General features: G+C 72.1%; 16 protein-coding genes. 3 read left to right on the plus strand and 13 right to left on the minus strand.

The genetic code is table 11. The features are described 5' to 3' along the window. Nucleotides 1-34: 34 nt before the first annotated feature. The 5 genes from ACS04_RS16865 to ACS04_RS16885 all read right to left on the minus strand — a co-directional run bounded on the left by ACS04_RS16865 (nucleotide 35) and on the right by ACS04_RS16885 (nucleotide 5,770). The gene (locus ACS04_RS16865) at nucleotides 35-1,702 is read right to left on the minus strand and encodes a bifunctional uroporphyrinogen-III C-methyltransferase/uroporphyrinogen-III synthase (protein ID WP_048477445.1); all 1,668 of its coding nucleotides are present in this window, start codon (nucleotides 1,700-1,702) and stop codon (nucleotides 35-37) included. Beyond that, nucleotides 1,699-2,667, minus strand: coding sequence for a hydroxymethylbilane synthase (hemC, locus tag ACS04_RS16870; RefSeq protein WP_048477446.1), 969 nt, complete (start codon nucleotides 2,665-2,667; stop codon nucleotides 1,699-1,701). The genes ACS04_RS16865 and hemC overlap by 4 nt, the downstream gene beginning before the upstream one ends. After that, nucleotides 2,664-4,364, minus strand: coding sequence for a glutamyl-tRNA reductase (locus ACS04_RS16875; RefSeq protein ID WP_048477447.1), 1,701 nt, complete (start codon nucleotides 4,362-4,364; stop codon nucleotides 2,664-2,666). Before ACS04_RS16875 ends, hemC begins: the two co-directional genes overlap by 4 nt. Beyond that, nucleotides 4,361-5,209: a redox-sensing transcriptional repressor Rex gene (locus ACS04_RS16880; protein WP_048477448.1), complete on the minus strand. Its 849-nt coding sequence runs from the start codon at nucleotides 5,207-5,209 to the stop codon at nucleotides 4,361-4,363. Before ACS04_RS16880 ends, ACS04_RS16875 begins: the two co-directional genes overlap by 4 nt. 273 nt (nucleotides 5,210-5,482) lie before the next feature. Continuing rightward, entirely contained in the window at nucleotides 5,483-5,770 is a 288-nt protein-coding gene (locus ACS04_RS16885) for a glutaredoxin family protein (protein WP_048477449.1), read from the minus strand. Nucleotides 5,771-5,869: 99 nt separating this feature from the next. Here ACS04_RS16885 and ACS04_RS16890 point away from each other — a divergent pair, with 99 nt between their 5' ends. From ACS04_RS16890 to ACS04_RS16900, 3 genes are all read left to right on the plus strand, one after another. Further along, entirely contained in the window at nucleotides 5,870-6,877 is a 1,008-nt protein-coding gene (locus ACS04_RS16890) for an HAD family hydrolase (protein WP_048477450.1), read from the plus strand. A 407-nt stretch (nucleotides 6,878-7,284) separates the two neighbouring features. Beyond that, the gene (locus tag ACS04_RS16895; RefSeq protein ID WP_048477451.1) at nucleotides 7,285-8,100 is read left to right on the plus strand and encodes an ECF subfamily RNA polymerase sigma factor, BldN family; all 816 of its coding nucleotides are present in this window, start codon (nucleotides 7,285-7,287) and stop codon (nucleotides 8,098-8,100) included. Between the two features lie 298 nt (nucleotides 8,101-8,398). Further along, nucleotides 8,399-9,595, plus strand: a complete 1,197-nt coding sequence (locus tag ACS04_RS16900) for a DUF5667 domain-containing protein (protein WP_048477452.1) — start codon at nucleotides 8,399-8,401, stop codon at nucleotides 9,593-9,595. 63 nt (nucleotides 9,596-9,658) lie between these two features. Here the strand turns inward: ACS04_RS16900 and ACS04_RS16905 are convergent, their stop codons facing one another. The 8 genes from ACS04_RS16905 to ACS04_RS16935 all read right to left on the minus strand — a co-directional run bounded on the left by ACS04_RS16905 (nucleotide 9,659) and on the right by ACS04_RS16935 (nucleotide 16,349). After that, nucleotides 9,659-10,648: a lysophospholipid acyltransferase family protein gene (locus ACS04_RS16905; protein WP_048477453.1), complete on the minus strand. Its 990-nt coding sequence runs from the start codon at nucleotides 10,646-10,648 to the stop codon at nucleotides 9,659-9,661. Continuing rightward, the gene (locus tag ACS04_RS16910) at nucleotides 10,648-11,727 is read right to left on the minus strand and encodes an NAD-dependent epimerase/dehydratase family protein (RefSeq protein ID WP_048477454.1); all 1,080 of its coding nucleotides are present in this window, start codon (nucleotides 11,725-11,727) and stop codon (nucleotides 10,648-10,650) included. The genes ACS04_RS16905 and ACS04_RS16910 overlap by 1 nt, the downstream gene beginning before the upstream one ends. Before the next feature lie 93 nt (nucleotides 11,728-11,820). Further along, nucleotides 11,821-11,919, minus strand: coding sequence for a 30S ribosomal protein bS22 (locus ACS04_RS36300; RefSeq protein WP_003948845.1), 99 nt, complete (start codon nucleotides 11,917-11,919; stop codon nucleotides 11,821-11,823). A 140-nt stretch (nucleotides 11,920-12,059) separates the two neighbouring features. Beyond that, on the minus strand, nucleotides 12,060-12,269 hold the full coding sequence (locus tag ACS04_RS16915; protein WP_158708561.1) for a helix-turn-helix domain-containing protein: 210 nt from the start codon (nucleotides 12,267-12,269) through the stop codon (nucleotides 12,060-12,062). Nucleotides 12,270-12,383: 114 nt separating this feature from the next. Continuing rightward, nucleotides 12,384-13,214: a phosphatase gene (locus ACS04_RS16920; RefSeq protein ID WP_048477455.1), complete on the minus strand. Its 831-nt coding sequence runs from the start codon at nucleotides 13,212-13,214 to the stop codon at nucleotides 12,384-12,386. A gap of 91 nt (nucleotides 13,215-13,305) precedes the next feature. Beyond that, a complete protein-coding gene (locus tag ACS04_RS16925) occupies nucleotides 13,306-14,454 on the minus strand; it encodes an acetoin utilization protein AcuC (RefSeq protein WP_078864869.1) in 1,149 nt (382 codons plus the stop codon). After that, nucleotides 14,426-15,652 (minus strand): MFS transporter, encoded by a 1,227-nt coding sequence (locus ACS04_RS16930; protein WP_048477457.1) that lies wholly within the window; start codon nucleotides 15,650-15,652, stop codon nucleotides 14,426-14,428. Before ACS04_RS16930 ends, ACS04_RS16925 begins: the two co-directional genes overlap by 29 nt. A gap of 43 nt (nucleotides 15,653-15,695) precedes the next feature. Beyond that, nucleotides 15,696-16,349 (minus strand): HAD family hydrolase, encoded by a 654-nt coding sequence (locus tag ACS04_RS16935; RefSeq protein ID WP_048477458.1) that lies wholly within the window; start codon nucleotides 16,347-16,349, stop codon nucleotides 15,696-15,698. Nucleotides 16,350-16,467: the final 118 nt, after the last annotated feature.

The following is a 16,467-nucleotide window of genomic DNA, read 5'->3' on the forward strand; positions in this document are numbered from 1 at the left end:
GTTGCTCCGGACCGCGTCCGGCCGCCTAAGCCGCTCACGTCGTACGACGCCGCCGCGCGCCGGGGCGGCGCTCGCTCGGGCGGGACACCGGGTCGCCGGCCTCCTTGGCCGCCTCGCGGCGGGCCGCGCCGTACTCGGCCAGTGCCTCCGCCAGCTTGCCCACGCTCGGCTCCGGCGACAGGACGTCGACCCGCAGGCCGTGCTCCTCCGCCGTCTTGGCCGTGGCCGGGCCGATGCAGGCGATGACGGTGACGTTGTGCGGCTTGCCGGCGATGCCCACCAGGTTGCGCACCGTGCTCGACGAGGTGAAGAGAACGGCGTCGAAGCCGCCGCCCTTGATCGCCTCGCGCGTGTCCGCCGGCGGCGGCGACGCGCGCACGGTCCGGTAGGCCGTCACGTCGTCGACCTCCCAGCCCAGCTCTATCAGCCCGGCGACCAGGGTCTCGGTCGCGATGTCGGCCCGCGGCAGGAACACCCGGTCGATCGGGTCGAAGACCGGGTCGTACGGCGGCCAGTCCTCCAGCAGCCCGGCCGCGGACTGCTCCCCGCTCGGCACCAGGTCCGGCTTGACGCCGAACTCGACCAGCGCGGCGGCGGTCTGCTCGCCCACGGCGGCGACCTTGATGCCCGCGAAGGCCCGGGCGTCGAGCCCGTACTCCTCGAACTTCTCGCGCACGGCCTTCACCGCGTTGACGCTGGTGAAGGCGATCCACTCGTAGCGTCCGGTGACGAGCCCCTTCACGGCCCGCTCCATCTGCTGCGGGGTGCGCGGCGGCTCCACCGCGATGGTCGGCACCTCGTGCGGCACCGCACCGTACGAACGCAGCTGGTCGGAGAGCGAGGCGGCCTGCTCCTTCGTGCGCGGTACGAGGACCCGCCAGCCGAACAGCGGCTTCGACTCGAACCAGGCCAGCTCCTCGCGCCGCGCGGCGGCGCCCCGCTCACCGACCACGGCTATGACCGGCCGGGCGCCCTCGGGCGACGGGAGCACCTTGCCCTGCTTGAACACCTGGGCGATCGTCCCCAGCGTGGCGTTCCAGGTCCGCTGGCGGGTCGTCGTACCGGCGACGGTCACCGTCAGCGGGGTCTCGGGCCCCCGCCCCGCGGACACCAGCTCGGCGGCAGCGCTCGCGACGGTCTCCAGCGTCGCCGAGACGACGAGGGTGCCGTCGCTGGCGCCGACCTCGCTCCAGCAGCGCGCGGAGGCGTTGCGCGCGTCCACGAACCGCACGTCCGCGCCCTGCTTGCCGCTCAGCGGCACACCCGCGTACGCGGGCACGCCCACGGCGGTCGCGACACCGGGCACCACCTCGAAGGGGATCCCCTCGGTCGCGCAGGCGAGCATCTCCTCGGCCGCGTTGCCGTCGAGCCCGGGGTCGCCGGTGACGGCACGCACGACCCGCCTGCCGGAGCGCGCGGCCTCCATGACAAGATTGGCGGCATCTCGGATCACCGGGACACCGGCGGCTGCTGACACTTCGTCAGCAATCGTCAGCTGCGGCGTGTCCACTCCCGCACGCGCATGCGCGCGTACGACCTCGAGCACCTCGGGCTCCGCGATCAGTACGTCCGCGGCCGCGAGCGCCTCGACGGCGCGGAGCGTCAGCAGACCCGGGTCACCGGGGCCGGCACCGAGGAAGGTGACGTGCCCGTGGGTGGCGACGACCGGAAAAGCGGAGGTGGTCGGACGTGAGGGGTTCAAAGCGATCGCTCCCCCATCAGACCGGCCGCGCCCTTGGCCAGCATCTCGTCCGCGAGTTCGCGGCCGAGCGCCATGGCCTCGTCGTACGACTGGGGCACGGGACCGGTGGTGGACAGCTGCACGAGCGTCGAGCCGTCGAGGGTTCCGACGACGCCGCGCAGGCGCATTTCATTGACAACCTGGCCGTCGGCCAGAAGATCGGCGAGCGCGCCCACGGGGGCGCTGCAACCGGCCTCCAGGGCGGCGAGCAGGGAACGCTCGGCGGTCACGGCGGCCCGGGTGTGCGGGTCGTCGAGCTCGGCGAGCGAAGCGATGAGCTCCGCGTCGGACGCGAGGCACTCCACGGCCAGGGCGCCCTGGCCCGGAGCCGGCAGCACGCAGTCCACGGACAGCAGGTCGGTCGCCTCGTCACCGCGGCCGATCCGGTTCAGCCCGGCGGCGGCCAGGACGACGGCGTCCAGCTTCCCGTCGCGCACGAACCCGATCCGGGTGTCGACGTTGCCGCGGATGGCGACCGTCTCGATGCGCTTGCCGAGGGCGCGCGCGCAGTGGTTCAGCTGCGCGGTGCGGCGCGGCGAACCGGTACCGATGCGGGCACCGTCGGGCAGCTGCTCGAAGGTCAGGCCGTCACGGGCGACGAGCGCGTCGCGCGGGTCCTCGCGCAGCGGCATCGCCGCGACCACGAGCTCCTCGGGCTGCGCCGTCGGCAGGTCCTTCAGCGAGTGGACGGCGAAGTCGACCTCACCGCGCAGCAGCGCGTCGCGCAGCGCCGTGACGAACACACCGGTGCCGCCGATCTGCGCGAGGTGCTCACGGGACACGTCACCGTACGTCGTGATCTCCACGAGCTCGACGGGCCGGCCGGTGATCGCCCTGACCGCGTCGGCGACATGGCCGGACTGGGACATGGCCAGCTTGCTGCGCCGCGTGCCCAGCCGCAGGGGCTGGTCGAGACGTGGATTCATGATGCCCGTCCTGAGTCGTCGTTCTTGTCTGCCGCGTCCGCCCGGCTGACGGAGGCCACCGTCTGCGGGTCGAGATCGAAGAGTTCGCGCAGTGCCTCGGCGTACCCGGCGCCCCCGGGTTCGCTGGCGAGCTGCTTGACGCGCACCGTCGGCGCGTGGAGGAGCTTGTCGACGACGCGGCGCACGGTCTGGGTGACCTCGGCCCGCTGCCGTTCGTCCAAGTCCGGAAGCCGTCCGTCGAGGCGCGCCACTTCCATGGCCACGACCTCGGCGGCCATCGCCCGCAGGGCGACGACGGTCGGCGTGATGTGCGCGGCCCGCTGCGCGGCGCCGAAGGCGGCCACCTCGTCGGCGACTATCCCCCGTACGGCGTCCACGTCGGCCGCCATCGGCGCGTCGGCCGAGGCCTCCGCGAGCGACTCGATGTCGACGAGCCGCACGCCCGGGATCCGGTGCACGGCGGCGTCGATGTCGCGCGGCATGGCCAGGTCCAGCAGGGCCAGCCGTACGGGCGCCGCGTCGACGTGACTGCGGGCGCCCCTGCGGGGCTGCCGGTGCGCGGCGGCCTCGCCCTGGTCGGCCCATGTGCCGTGCAGTTCGAGGGAGTTGGCGTCGACCCCGGTGAGCGCGGCCCGCCCGTCCCCGGCGAGCACCTCGACGGGGCACCCGTCGCGCTCGCCGCTCTGGGGGGCGATGGTCCGCGCCACCCCGCCGTCGGCGAGCCGGACACCGGCCGACGCGGCGGCCACGAGCCGCGCGAGGACGCCGGCGTCGACGGTTTCCAGCCCCGCCGGCGCCTGCGGCGCGGGGGCCTGGGCGGAGCTGCGGGAACCGGGAAGGGACGGGGAGGGGAGGAGCCCGGCGGGGCCGACCGCCGCGGCCACGTCCTCGGCGGTCAGCACCAGACCGGTGGCGCCGGTACAGGAGATGACCACGTCAACACGTGTCAGTTCATCGGCGAGGGCCGACATCGCGACGGAACGCGCCCGCACCCCGGTGCCCGAGGCAACCAGAATCTCGGCCAAGCGCTCCGCCCGGTCGGCGGTCCGGTTCGCCACCACGACCTCGGCCACACCGACCCGCGCCAGCGTCGCCGCGGCCAGCGAGGACATCGACCCGGCGCCGATGACCAGCGCCCGCTTGCCCTTGGCCCAGGCGTCCACCGGCAGGTGCACGGCCAGCTGCTCCAGCCCGAACGTCACCAGCGACTGCCCGGCCCGGTCGATGCCGGTCTCGGAGTGCGCCCGCTTGCCGACGCGCAGCGCCTGCTGGAAGAGGTCGTTGATCAGGCGGCCGGCGGTGTGCAGCTCCTGCCCCAGCGCCAGCGCGTCCTTGATCTGCCCGAGGATCTGGCCCTCGCCGACCACCATCGAGTCCAGCCCGCACGCCACCGAGAACAGGTGGTGCACCGCCCGGTCCTCGTAGTGCACGTACAGGTACGGGGTGAGCTCCTCCAGCGCCACGCCGCTGTGCTGCGCGAGCAGGGTCGACAGCTCGGCGACGCCGGCGTGGAACTTGTCCACGTCCGCGTACAGCTCGATCCGGTTGCAGGTGGCGAGGACCGCCGCCTCCGTCGCCGGCTCCGCGGCGAGCGTGTCGTGCAGCAGCTTGACCTTGGCATCGGCGGACAGCGAGGCCCGCTCCAGCACGCTCACCGGCGCGCTGCGGTGGCTCAGTCCCACGACGAGCAGACTCATGCCGGCATCACCGCCGGGACCTCGCCCTCGGGGCCGTTCTTGCGCAGCGCGGCGGCGGCCCGCCCGGCGGGCGGCTCCACGGCCGCGACGGGGGCCGCACCGGCGCCGCCGGGGGCGTCGGCGACTCCGCCGTCGCCGGAGGGGGCGGAGGGCGCAGGGGCGGAGCCGGCCGCGGCCGCTTCCTCGCCCGCCTTGCGCTGCTCGTGGAAGGCCAGGATCTGCAGCTCGATCGACAGGTCGACCTTGCGCACGTCCACGCCGTCCGGGACCGACAGCACGGTCGGCGCGAAGTTCAGGATGGAGGTGACACCGGCGGCGATCAGCCGCTCGCTCACCTGCTGGGCCGCGCCCGCGGGGGTCGCGATCACACCGATCGAGACGCCGTTCTCGGAGATGATCTTCTCCAGATCATCGGTGTGCTGCACGGGCATGCCGGCGACGGGCCTGCCCGCCATCGCGGGGTCGGCGTCGATGAGCGCCGCGACGCGGAACCCGCGCGCGGAGAAGCCGCCGTAGTTGGCCAGGGCGGCGCCGAGATTGCCGATGCCGACGATGACGACGGGCCAGTCCTGGGTCAGGCCCAGTTCGCGGGAGATCTGGTAGACGAGGTACTCGACGTCGTAGCCGACGCCGCGGGTACCGTACGAGCCCAGGTAGGAGAAGTCCTTGCGGAGCTTGGCGGAGTTGACTCCGGCCGCCGCCGCGAGCTCCTCGGAGGACACCGTGGGCACCGATCGCTCGGAGAGCGCGGTGAGTGCGCGCAAGTACAGCGGAAGCCGGGCGACAGTGGCCTCGGGAATACCTCGGCTGCGGGTCGCCGGTCGGTGAGTTCGGCCAGTTGCCACGATGCTCCTGCGGGATGAGCGGGGCTGCAGGCGGTCACTTGTCCCAAGACCGCCCCGTCGGATGCAGGCTATGTCTTTGTGAACGCGTGCACAAAGATTGTGTCCGCTTTGTCCGCGCAAAGTGACCGGGGTCACGCGACTCGGGCCCGCGGGGCGGGAACCCGCAACACGCCGAACCCGTTCAAATCCCGAGGGGGGCAAAACGGTACACACTCCTCATCGATACGCCCCCGAGACCCCACAAATCGCCCATGATGGTAACCGGCCGCAGGCTCAGCCCTCCAATGCGCGGCGCAGTCGGTCCGGGTTCACCCTCCAGAAGGTGTGCTGCTCGCCGTCCACGAGCACCACCGGGATCTGCTCCCAGTACAGCCGGTAGAGCTCCTCGTCCTGCGAGATGTCCTTCTTCTCCCACTGCGCTCCGACTTCCGCGCAGACCTTCTCGATCACGTCCTGGGCGTCGTCGCACAGATGGCACCCCGGCTTCCCGACGAGCGTGACCACCCGCTCCCCGGGACGCTTCTTTTCCTTACGGCGCAGCAAAGGGCTCATGCCCCCCATTCTCCCGCGCCGCCGCGTAACACCGGGGCACCGAAGAGTTCACGCCCCCGGCACCCGGCGGGTTCGGGAACTCCCGAACACAATGGCTATGCTCGCGTCATGGCCGCTCTGGGATGGCTCACCCCCCGTAGGCGCTCCGCAACCGCGCGGAGCGTGCTGGCAGGCGAGGCCTCGGCCGAGGCCGCCCGCAAGACCGCGCAGGGCCTCGACGGCCTCGACGGCGCCGACGCGGACGCGAGGCCGCCGGCCGGCTCCGAAGGGGCTGCCGGGGAGGCGCCGGCCGCGGAGGCCGGCGAGGAAGCGGAACCGGCCGAGCCCGCGTTCCCCGTCGCCGGCGACGACCTCGCCGCCGCCTTCTTCGACCTCGACAACACCGTCATGCAGGGCGCCGCGATCTTCCACTTCGGCCGCGGCCTCTACAAGCGGCAGTTCTTCGACCGCCGCGAACTCGCCCGCTTCGCCTGGCAGCAGGCCTGGTTCCGGCTCGCCGGGGTCGAGGACCCCGACCACATGCAGGACGCCCGCGACAGCGCCCTCTCCATCGTCAAGGGCCACAAGGTCTGCGAGCTCATGTCCATCGGCGAGGAGATCTACGACGAGTACATGGCCGAGCGGATCTGGCCGGGTACCCGCGCCCTGGCCCAGGCCCACCTCGACGCCGGCCAGAAGGTCTGGCTCGTCACGGCCGCGCCCGTGGAGACCGCCACGATCATCGCCCGCCGGCTGGGCCTGACCGGGGCGCTCGGCACGGTCGCCGAGTCGGTGGACGGCATCTACACCGGCCGCCTCGTCGGCGAGCCGCTGCACGGCCCCGCGAAGGCCGAGGCGGTCCGCGCCCTGGCCGCCGCCGAGGGGCTCGACCTCGAACGCTGCGCCGCGTACTCCGATTCGCACAACGACATTCCGATGCTGTCGCTGGTCGGACATCCGTACGCGATCAATCCCGACACAAAACTGCGCAAGCATGCCCGTGCGCACGACTGGCGGCTGCGCGACTATCGGACCGGCCGCAAGGCCGTGAAGGTCGGCGTCCCGGCGGCCGCCGGGGTCGGCGCGATCGCGGGCGGCGCGGCCGCCGCCATCGCCCTGCACCGCCGCCGCAGGTAACCCGCGGCCCGCCGCCGCGGGGCCGCCACCGGCCACCGCCTGCCCCGAAGCCGTCCGGCCGCCCGCCGGGCGGCTTCTCGCGTACGGGCGGACCCTCGCGCGGCGGGCATTCCCCGACCTCTACCCCCGCGCCGGGAGCACCACGCGCACCTGCCCGACTCGGTCGCGAGCCACCGTGGAAGCGCCCATTCCGCGCACCCAACCGATCAAGAACCGATCACCAATTGCGACCGAATATGCCTTCGACACGCAACAGAAGTGTCGGAATCGGTGATTTGAGCAACTGGGTGTAGCGCTGCCTGTACGAAGCGTTATTCTCCTCAAACGCATGCCACCGCTCATCTGTCGCCACGACGGGTGAACGGTCCCGCACTGCACGTGATGGAAGCTCTGCCTCTGGGAGTCCCGTGTACCCACCTGTCGGGGTTGACGCCTCGGGCCTGGCTACGCTGCGCGCAACGGTCCTCGACCACCTGCGCGGCTTCGTCCCCACCGCGTACGCCGTCCCCGCCCTCGCCGCCGCGGTCCCTGCCGGCCTCGGCCCGGCCGGACCTTGCTACGCCCTGACCGACGGCGGCGCGACGGTGGGCAGACGCGGTCGCGCGGGAGGAGGTGCCGGCACCACCGCAACCGGAACGAGCGCGCCCGCCGCCCGCCGACCCACCGCGGACAGCGACCAGGCCCGCATGATGGACCTGGTCGAACGCGCCCAGGCCGGCGAGGCCGAGGCCTTCGGCCGGCTGTACGACCAGTACAGCGACACGGTGTACCGCTACATCTACTACCGCGTCGGCGGCAAGGCGACCGCGGAGGACCTCACCAGTGAGACCTTCCTGCGCGCGCTGCGCCGCATCTCCACGTTCACCTGGCAGGGCCGCGACTTCGGCGCCTGGCTCGTGACGATCGCCCGCAACCTGGTCGCGGACCACTTCAAATCCAGTCGCTTCCGCCTGGAAGTGACCACGGGCGAGATGCTGGACGCGAACGAGGTGGAACGATCCCCCGAGGACTCCGTCCTGGAGTCCCTCTCCAACGCGGCCCTGCTGGAAGCCGTCCGCAAGCTCAATCCCCAGCAGCAGGAATGCGTGACCCTCCGGTTCCTCCAAGGCCTGTCGGTCGCCGAGACCGCACGGGTGATGGGGAAGAACGAGGGCGCCATCAAGACCCTCCAGTACCGGGCGGTCCGCACCCTGGCCCGCCTGCTGCCGGACGACGCCCGCTGACCTCCGCACCGCGCACCGCCACCCCCGCGCGCCACCCGGATCCCCCACGCCCGCCACGCCCCCCACACCTTCCGACCCTCCTGGCAATCCACACAACCGGTGACCCCTCGATGACGCTGTGGTCCGATCATCCTTCGTCCGTAACCCAAGTGCCGCGCCGCTCGTTGTGCGGAATGCAGGCTCCCTGTGGACACGCCCTGCCCGAAGCCGCTCACTCGAAAGTGTGGATGTGCTCAAGGAAGGCAACCTTCCGGACACCTTGGGGAGTCGATCGTCATGACGAGAGGAGGTGCCGCCAGTGATCGCGAACGTGACTCCGCACCGGCGGGCGAACGCCTTCGCCCAGGCCCTGGAGGATCGGACCCCATCCGACCTTTCGGAACCGGACCCGGCGGCCGAGCAGTCCGAGGCACCTGCCGAACCTGCCGACCACGACCGGTTGTTGGCCCTGGCGAGCGCGCTCGGCGAACGTATGCCGCGCCCGGTGCTGGACCCCGAGGTCAAAGTGGTGCAACGAGCACAGCTCGTGGCCGCCATGGAGGCCATGGTGATGGAAGAGAGGGCCGGGGGCGGTGCCGCCTCGGACCCTCAGGTGCCCGAGCAGCGGACCGGCCGCGGCGCCCACCGGGCGACATCGCTCCGGAAATTGCGGCCCCGCTCCCGCTGGTCCAAGGGCATCGCAGCGGGCGGCCTCACCGTAGGTGTGGCCGCGGGGGCCTTCAGCGGCGTGGCCGCTGCCAGCACGGACGCCCTGCCCGGTGACTCCCTCTACCCCGTCAAGCGGGGCATGGAGGACCTGAAGCTGGGCATGGCCGACGAGGACGCGGACCGGGGCGAGCTCTACCTCGACCAGGCGTCCAACCGCCTGTCGGAGGCCCGCAGGCTGATGGAGCGCGGCCGGGCGGGCACCCTGGACCACGAGTCGCTCGGCGCGATCCGCCGGGCCCTCGACGGCATGAAGCACGACGCGGCAGAAGGCCACCGACTGCTCCAGGCGGCCTACGAACGGGACGGCTCACTCGGCCCGATCCAGACCCTGTCGTCCTTCTCCCGCTCCCACCGCGACGCGTGGGGCCGCCTCCGGGAGAAGCTCCCGGCGCAGCTCACCGACGTGGGCGGGGAAGTCGAGTCGGTCTTCCAGGCCATAGACGATGACGTGGCGCCCCTCCAGAACCTGCTCCCCAAGCCCCCCGAGCAGGCCCGCGGATCCAGCGCCCCGCCCAAGCCGAGCACACCGGCCGGGCAGCACCCGAGCGCACCGGCGGCGGGCGCGCCCTCGGCCAGCCCGACCCCGCCCGCACCCACCGGCGGCAAGCCCTCACCCGCCCCCGGCGGGCTCCTGGGCGGCACGGGGGACCTCCTCCACCCGCCCACGGGCCAGAGCGCCCCGGCGCCCTCGTCCTCCCCGGAGCGCGTGGCACCGGAGATCACCCTGCCGCCCCTCCTCCCGGGCCTGCTCCCGGGCCTGGGCATCCAGGCGGAGGACACGGAGTAACACGGCACGGCGCAGGCCCTCAGCCCCGACCGGGGGTTGAGGGCCTGCGCCGTACGTCCGGGATCAGAAGAACACGGACCGCCGCTGCACCAGCAGCTTGTAGAGGGTGTGCTGGATCTGCTCGCGGACCTCGTCCGTGAGGTTGAACATCAGCATCGGGTCCTCCGCAGCCTCCGGCGGGTACCCGTCAGTCGCGATCGGCTCGCCGAACTGGATCGTCCACTTCGTCGGCAGCGGCACCGCCCCCAACGGCCCCAGCCACGGGAACGTCGGCGTGATCGGGAAGTACGGGATCCCCAGCAGCCTGGCCACCGTCTTCGCGTTGCCGACCATCGGGTAGATCTCCTCGGCCCCCACGATCGAGCAGGGCACGATCGGCGTCCCCGCCCGCAGCGCCGTCGACACGAACCCGCCGCGGCCGAACCGCTGGAGCTTGTACCGGTCTCCGAACGGCTTCCCTATCCCCTTGAAGCCCTCCGGCATCACCCCGACCAGTTCCCCGGCCTCCAGCAGCCGCTGCGCGTCCTCCGAACAGGCCAGCGTGTGCCCGGCCTTGCGCGCCAGCTCGTTCACCACCGGCAGCATGAACACCAGGTCCGCCGCCAGCAGCCGCAGGTGCCGCTGCGCCGGGTGGTGGTCGTGGACCGCCACCTGCATCATCAGCCCGTCCAGCGGCAGCGTCCCGGAGTGGTTCGCCACGATCAGCGCGCCGCCCTCGGCCGGGATGTTCTCGATGCCCTTGACCTCGACCCGGAAGTACTTGTCGAACAGCGGCCGCATCATGGACATCAGGACCTGGTCCGTCAGCTCCTTGTCGTAGCCGAACTCGTCGACCTCGTAGTCCCCGGTGACCCGGCGCCGCAGGAACGCCAACCCGCCGGCGATCCGCCGGTCCCAGGCGGCCCCGCCGGACTCCGCGCCGGCCGGCTCCGCCACGGCCGGCTCCGCCGCCGCCTCCCCGGCGGGAGCGGGCACCGCCCGTACCCTCCGGGTCCCGGCGACCCGCCGGCGCGGCCGCTCCTCGTCGAACGGAATGACCTTGGCGTCCGCCACTATCGCTGCGCTCCCTCTTCGGCTCCGGCAACCCCGACGTTCAAGCTGTCCACCTTCAGGGCGGCGGCGACCCGGTCCACGGCCTGCCCCGCCCGCTCCGGCGGCAGCAGCCCCTTCCCACGGCTGCGCGCGAAATCGCTGAACGTCTCGGCGGTCGTGTACATGGGCTTGAATCCCAGCACCTCCCGCATCTGGGACGTCTCCACGACCCGCCCGTGCGTCAGAAGTCTGATCTGCTCCGGCGAGAAATCGGTGACGCCCACGGCCCGCAGCGCCGATCCCACCCAGGTCACCGCGGGCAGCAGCAGCGGGACCGTCGGCCGCCCCAGCCGGCGCGCGCACTGCGACAGCAGCAGCACCCCGTCGCCGGCGATGTTGAACGTGCCGCTGTTCAGCGTCCCGCGCCGGGGCTCCCCCGCCGCCAGCCGCAGCACGTCCAGGACGTCGTCCTCGTGCACGAACTGCAGCCGCGGGTCGTAACCCAGCACCGTCGGCATCACCGGCATCGAGAAGTACTCGGCGAGCGCGGAGTCCGCGTACGGCCCCAGGATGTTCGCGAAGCGCAGCACGCACACCGCCACGTCCGGCCGCCTGCGCGCGAAGCCCCGTACGTACGACTCGACCTCGACGGCGTCCTTGGCGAAGCCCCCCGCCGGCAGGGACTTGGGCTGGGTGGTCTCCGTGAAAACGGCCGGATCCCGCGAGGCTCCCCCGTACACGCTGGTACTGGACTTCACGACGAGCCGCCGTACCGTCGGCGACTTCTGGCAGGCTCCGAGCAGCTGCATCGTGCCGATGACGTTCGTTTCCTTGACGGCACTGCCCGCGCCGCCCGCGCCCGCGCCGCCGCCGGTCACGGCGAGATGGACCACCGTGTCCACGGCGTGCTCGGCGAGCACCCGGGCGATGGACGACTGCCTGATGTCCGTACGGATGAACTCCGCCGACCCCAGCCGGTGCGGCGGCGCCACCGCGTCGACCGCGATGACCCGATCGACCTCGGGATCACGCTGGACCCGCCGCACGAAGCGGCCCCCCAGCTGCCGGGCAGCCCCGGTAACGAGCACGACCTTCCCCACGAGCTCCGCGCCTTCCTCGTCGTCCCCGGCTACACCGCAGCCCCTCCACCAAAGTCTGGTGGAGGGGCTGCGGAGAACACGTACAGCTGCCGTTTACTTCTTGTTACGGCGCTGGACGCGGGTGCGCTTGAGCAGCTTGCGGTGCTTCTTCTTAGCCATCCGCTTGCGCCGCTTCTTGATAACAGAGCCCACGACTACCCTCGCTCACTTCTCGGAACATCCCCGCGCTAGCGGGGATCGGTGCGGGGCGTCTGGGCCCACACGACCTACGTCGGCCTAGCCTACCCGCCCGAGCTCCGAGCCCGTAATCCGAGGGACACCGCAGGTCAATCTCAGGCCGACTCCACCCCCACATAGGACTCTCGGAGGTACTCGTGAACCGCGTTTTCGGGGACCCGGAAGGACCGGCCCACCCGGATCGCGGGCAGATGACCGTTATGCACCAAGCGGTACACAGTCATCTTCGACACTCGCATCACCGAGGCAACCTCTGCCACGGTCAGGAACACGACCTCACTGAGAGGCCTCTCGCCAGCAGCCATGACACACCTTGACCTTCCGCGCATGACGGGCACCGGCTTCCCCTCCGGTTACTCCTCGTCGTCGCACGCTCACTCCCCAGAGTAGGGGCGTGTGATACGAGTGGGGAAGAGGAGCTACGGCCACTCCTGCGCACCCGGCAGGCTCGCCCGATCGAGTACATAGCGAATCAGTGGTCTGTAGTAGTCCGCGCGCACCGCGTCATCAAGCGGAACGGCCACCGCCACCCGCCCCTCGGCCTCGCCGACGAACAGCGCCGGGTCGTCCGTATCCGCCAGCCCGATCGCCTCCACACCGAGCTGACCTGCGCCGCAGACCCACCCGTGGTCCCCCACCACCAATTCCGGCAACGGCCCGCCGGCCTCCGCGAGGGCCCCCAGCGCGATCCGAACCGGCAGGGGCGAATGGGTGTGCACGCCGGTGGCACTCCCCGCCGGCCGCGCGCCGGGCTCCCGCACCAACGCGACTCCCCGTACGTAATCGATGCTGTGCCTGCGTACGCCGAACCGGGTCGCCGTGTCGACACCCACCCCCTGCGCCGGGGTGAGCACAACACATCCCACCGCCGACAGCGCACGGGCCAAACTGGCGTAGAACCCCAGGAGACGGTGCGGATGACCCGTCCCGAACAGCACGGGCGACCGCGCCCCGGCCGCCTCCCGCAGCCGCTCCGCGAACGCCTCCAGCCCCGCCAGCGTCAGCTCCGGATCGATCGCATCCGGCCCGCTGACGTGCGCGGGATCCGCCGAGACCCCGCACTTGACCGCCATCAGCCTCAGCAGGTCACCCTCGCCCCAGCCCCACTCCGGATCCAGCCCCAGCAACACCCGCGGGTCCCGCGCCGCGAACAGCCGGTAGCTGCGCAGGCTCTCCTCCCGCGACGTGGCGACGGGCCCGGCCAACCGGGCGGCCAGCAGATGCGCACGCAGCGCGGCGGTGCTCAACACCCTCCGATGCTGCCGCACACCACGGGACGGGACATCAATTCCGGTGAACGGCCCCACCGTTGGCGTAACGATGCCACGCCCCGCCCAGGCCTCAGGTGAGCAGGCCACGCAACGGGAACACCGCCCGCCGCGTGGCCAGAACGGCCTGATCGATCCGGTCGGCGGGATCGTAGCCCGCCTCCCAGTCCTGCCACTGCGGCGTCCGCCCGTCCGTCATCCGCGCCGGAGCCGGCTGCCGCGTCCGCGCGTACACCTCGTCCCGCCACGCCTCCGGCACGGCGGCCAGCGGATCCACCGGACGGTGCGCCGCGATCCCCACCAGATGCGTCCACGACCGCGGTACGACGTCCACGACCGCGTAACCGCCGCCGCCCAACGCCACCCACCTGCCGCCCGCGTACTCGTGCGCGAGCCGGTGACAGGCCTCCTGCACCGCCCGCTGCGCGTCCAGCGACACCGCCAGGTGCGCGAGGGGGTCCTCGAAGTGCGTGTCCGCCCCGTGCTGGGTCACCAGTACCTGGGGCCGGAACTCCTCCAACAGCTCGGGCACCGTCGCGTGGAAGGCCCGCAGCCACCCCTCGTCCCCGGTCCCGGCCGGCAGCGCCACGTTGACCGCCGAACCCTCCGCGGCCGGCCCGCCCGTCTCCTCCGGCCAGCCGGTCTGCGGGAACAGCGTGCGCGGATGCTCGTGCAGCGAGATCGTCAGCACCCGCGGATCGTCCCAGAACACCGTCTGGACCCCGTCCCCGTGGTGCACGTCCACATCCACGTACGCGACCCGCTCGGCCCCCAGCTCCAGCAGCCGGGCGATCGCCAGCGCCGCGTCGTTGTAGACGCAGAACCCGGCCGCCCCGCCCGGCATGGCGTGGTGCAGCCCGCCCGCGAAGTTCACCGCGTGCCCGGCCTCCCCGCGCCAGACCGCCTCCGCCGCCGCCACCGACTGCCCGGCGATCAGCGCCGAGGCCTCGTGCATCCCGTGGAAGGCCGGATCGTCCACCGTCCCCAGCCCGTACGACCCGTCGGCCACCCCCGGATCCGCCGACACCTCGCGCACCGCGGCCACGTAGTCCTCCCGGTGGACCAGCCGCAGGGTGGAGTCACCGGCCGCGCGGGCCGCCCGTACCTCCATCTCCCGGTCGAGCCCGAAGGCGCGCACCAGGCCCATGGTCAGCGCCAGGCGCACCGGATCCATCGGATGGCTCGGTCCGAAGTCATACCCCGTTACCGCCTCGTCCCACATCAACAGCCCGGTCACCGGCTCGCCGCTCATGCCCGACACCGTATCGGGCGCCCTGTGCGCCGAACGAGCGGGCGTGGAAGAGTGTCACGAGGACCAGCGCCATCGGCACGAGCATCGCGCCCCGGTAGCTCCAGGCGTCCCCGATCCCGCCGACGAGCGGCGACCCGATGAGGAAGCCGACGTAGTTGAAGATGTTCAGCCGCGCGATGGCCGTGTCGGAAGCCCCGGGGAAGAGACGGCCGGCCGCGGCGAACGTCTGCGGCACGATCACGCACAGCCCGATCCCCAGCAGCGTGAACCCGAGCATCCCCGTCCACGCCCCGGGCGCGGCCGCCACCACCGCGAACCCGCCGGCCGCGACCACCGTCCCGATCCGCACGACGGCCACCGCGCCGAAGCGCCGCACGCCCAGGTCCCCGACGGCCCGTCCGATCAGCGTGGTCACCATGTAGACGTTGTACGGGACCGTCGCCAGCTGCTCCGAGCTCCCCAGCACGTCCTGGAGGTACTTGGCGCTCCAGTTGGAGACCGTCGAATCCCCGATGTACGCGCAGGCCATCACCAGGCACAGCGGCAGCAACAGCCGGAACCCGCCGGTCCCGAGCCCCTTCTCGGGGAGTTCGGCGCCCTGGCCCTTCTGGTCGACGTAGAAGCGGCTGCCGTGGAACGCGAGGGGCAGCAGGACCACCACCGCCGGCAGGTACGAGGTGAACAGCGACAAGTGCCAGTGCGCTCCGGCCCAGGCCGCGGAGGCCCCGAGGATCCCGCCCAGGCTGTACGCGGCGTGGAAGCCGAGCATGATGCTGCGCCCGTACGCCCGCTGGAGGCTCACCCCGAGCATGTTCATCGAGGCGTCGAGCGCGCCGACGGAGAGCCCGAACGCCCCCAGCGCGACCGCCGCGTGCCACATCTGCGAACCGGCCCCGACCCCCAGCAGGGCGAGCAGGACGAGCGGCTGCGCCCACCGCAGTACGGTGGCCGCCCCGACCCGCTTCACGAGGTGTTCGGTGGCCACGCTGGAGACGCCGGCGAGGATCGGCACGGCCGCGAGGAAGGCGGGCAGCAGCCCGTCGGATATCCCGTACCGGTCCTGGATGGCGGGGATCCGCGTCACGAGGAGGGCGAAGGTCACGCCCTGCACGAAGAAGCTGAACCCCAGGGAGCCCCGCCCCCGGCGCAGCCGAACGTCTTCTGTCATGGCGGCACAGCGTAGGCGCGCGGGCTACCCGTGGGTAGAGAGATCACACGGGCAGTTCCAGAAGCCCCGTCAGCTCCTTCATCTCCCCGAAGAGCCCCGTGGCCCCGGCGAGGCGCTCGGCGGGGGTCATGGCGGTGAACCCGTACACGTCCATCCCGGCCGCGACCGCGGCCCGGACCCCGAGCGGGCTGTCCTCGACCACCACGCACCGCGCGGGCTCCACCCCCATGGACCGGGCGGCGTGCAGGAACAGATCGGGGGCCGGCTTGCCCTTCCCCACGTCCTGCGAGCTGAAGATCCACTCCTCCTCGAACCACCCGTCGAGCCCGGCCGCCCGGTGCCCGACCCGGATCCGCTCGTGACTTCCGGAGGAGGCGAGGCAGTACGGGACCCCGTGGGCGGTCAGCGCCCCGAGCACGTCCACGGCCCCGGTGACCGGCGCCAGCTCCCGCTCGAACGCGGCGAAGGTCCGCGCGTGCAGGGTCGCGTCGAAATCGGCGGGCAACCGCTCCCCGGTCCTCTCGTACACGAGGTCGTGCACGCGGTGCACGGCCGCACCCATGTAGTCGCGGATCGATTCCTCGTACGAGGTGGGGTGGCCCAGCTCGGTGAGGTAGCCGGCGAGGATCGCGTTGGCGAGCGGCTCGCTGTCCACCAGCACGCCGTCGTTGTCGAAGATGACGAGGTCATATCCCATGCCCACGACCCTACGCAAAAAATGCCCCTAAACGCAGAAAAGCCCCGCACCAGAAGGTGCGGGGCTTTCCCACAATGATTGTTCGGCGGCGTCCTACTCTCCCACAGGGTCCCCCCTG

Source organism: Streptomyces roseus, assembly GCF_001044425.1.
Lineage (GTDB): Bacteria > Actinomycetota > Actinomycetes > Streptomycetales > Streptomycetaceae > Streptomyces > Streptomyces roseus.

Excerpts from the sequence above, each read along its gene's own strand:
- ACS04_RS16885 (WP_048477449.1), bottom strand. The coding sequence starts at position 5,770 with ATGGGGGGCATGAGCCCTTTGCTGCGCCGTAAGGAAAAGAAGCGTCCC.
- ACS04_RS16925 (WP_078864869.1), bottom strand. The coding sequence starts at position 14,454 with ATGTGGGACGAGGCGGTAACGGGGTATGACTTCGGACCGAGCCATCCG.
- ACS04_RS16875 (WP_048477447.1), bottom strand. The coding sequence starts at position 4,364 with ATGAGTCTGCTCGTCGTGGGACTGAGCCACCGCAGCGCGCCGGTGAGC.
- ACS04_RS16930 (WP_048477457.1), bottom strand. The coding sequence starts at position 15,652 with ATGACAGAAGACGTTCGGCTGCGCCGGGGGCGGGGCTCCCTGGGGTTC.
- hemC (WP_048477446.1), bottom strand. The coding sequence starts at position 2,667 with ATGAATCCACGTCTCGACCAGCCCCTGCGGCTGGGCACGCGGCGCAGC.
- ACS04_RS16890 (WP_048477450.1), top strand. The coding sequence starts at position 5,870 with ATGGCCGCTCTGGGATGGCTCACCCCCCGTAGGCGCTCCGCAACCGCG.
- ACS04_RS16915 (WP_158708561.1), bottom strand. The coding sequence starts at position 12,269 with ATGGCTGCTGGCGAGAGGCCTCTCAGTGAGGTCGTGTTCCTGACCGTG.
- ACS04_RS16935 (WP_048477458.1), bottom strand. The coding sequence starts at position 16,349 with ATGGGATATGACCTCGTCATCTTCGACAACGACGGCGTGCTGGTGGAC.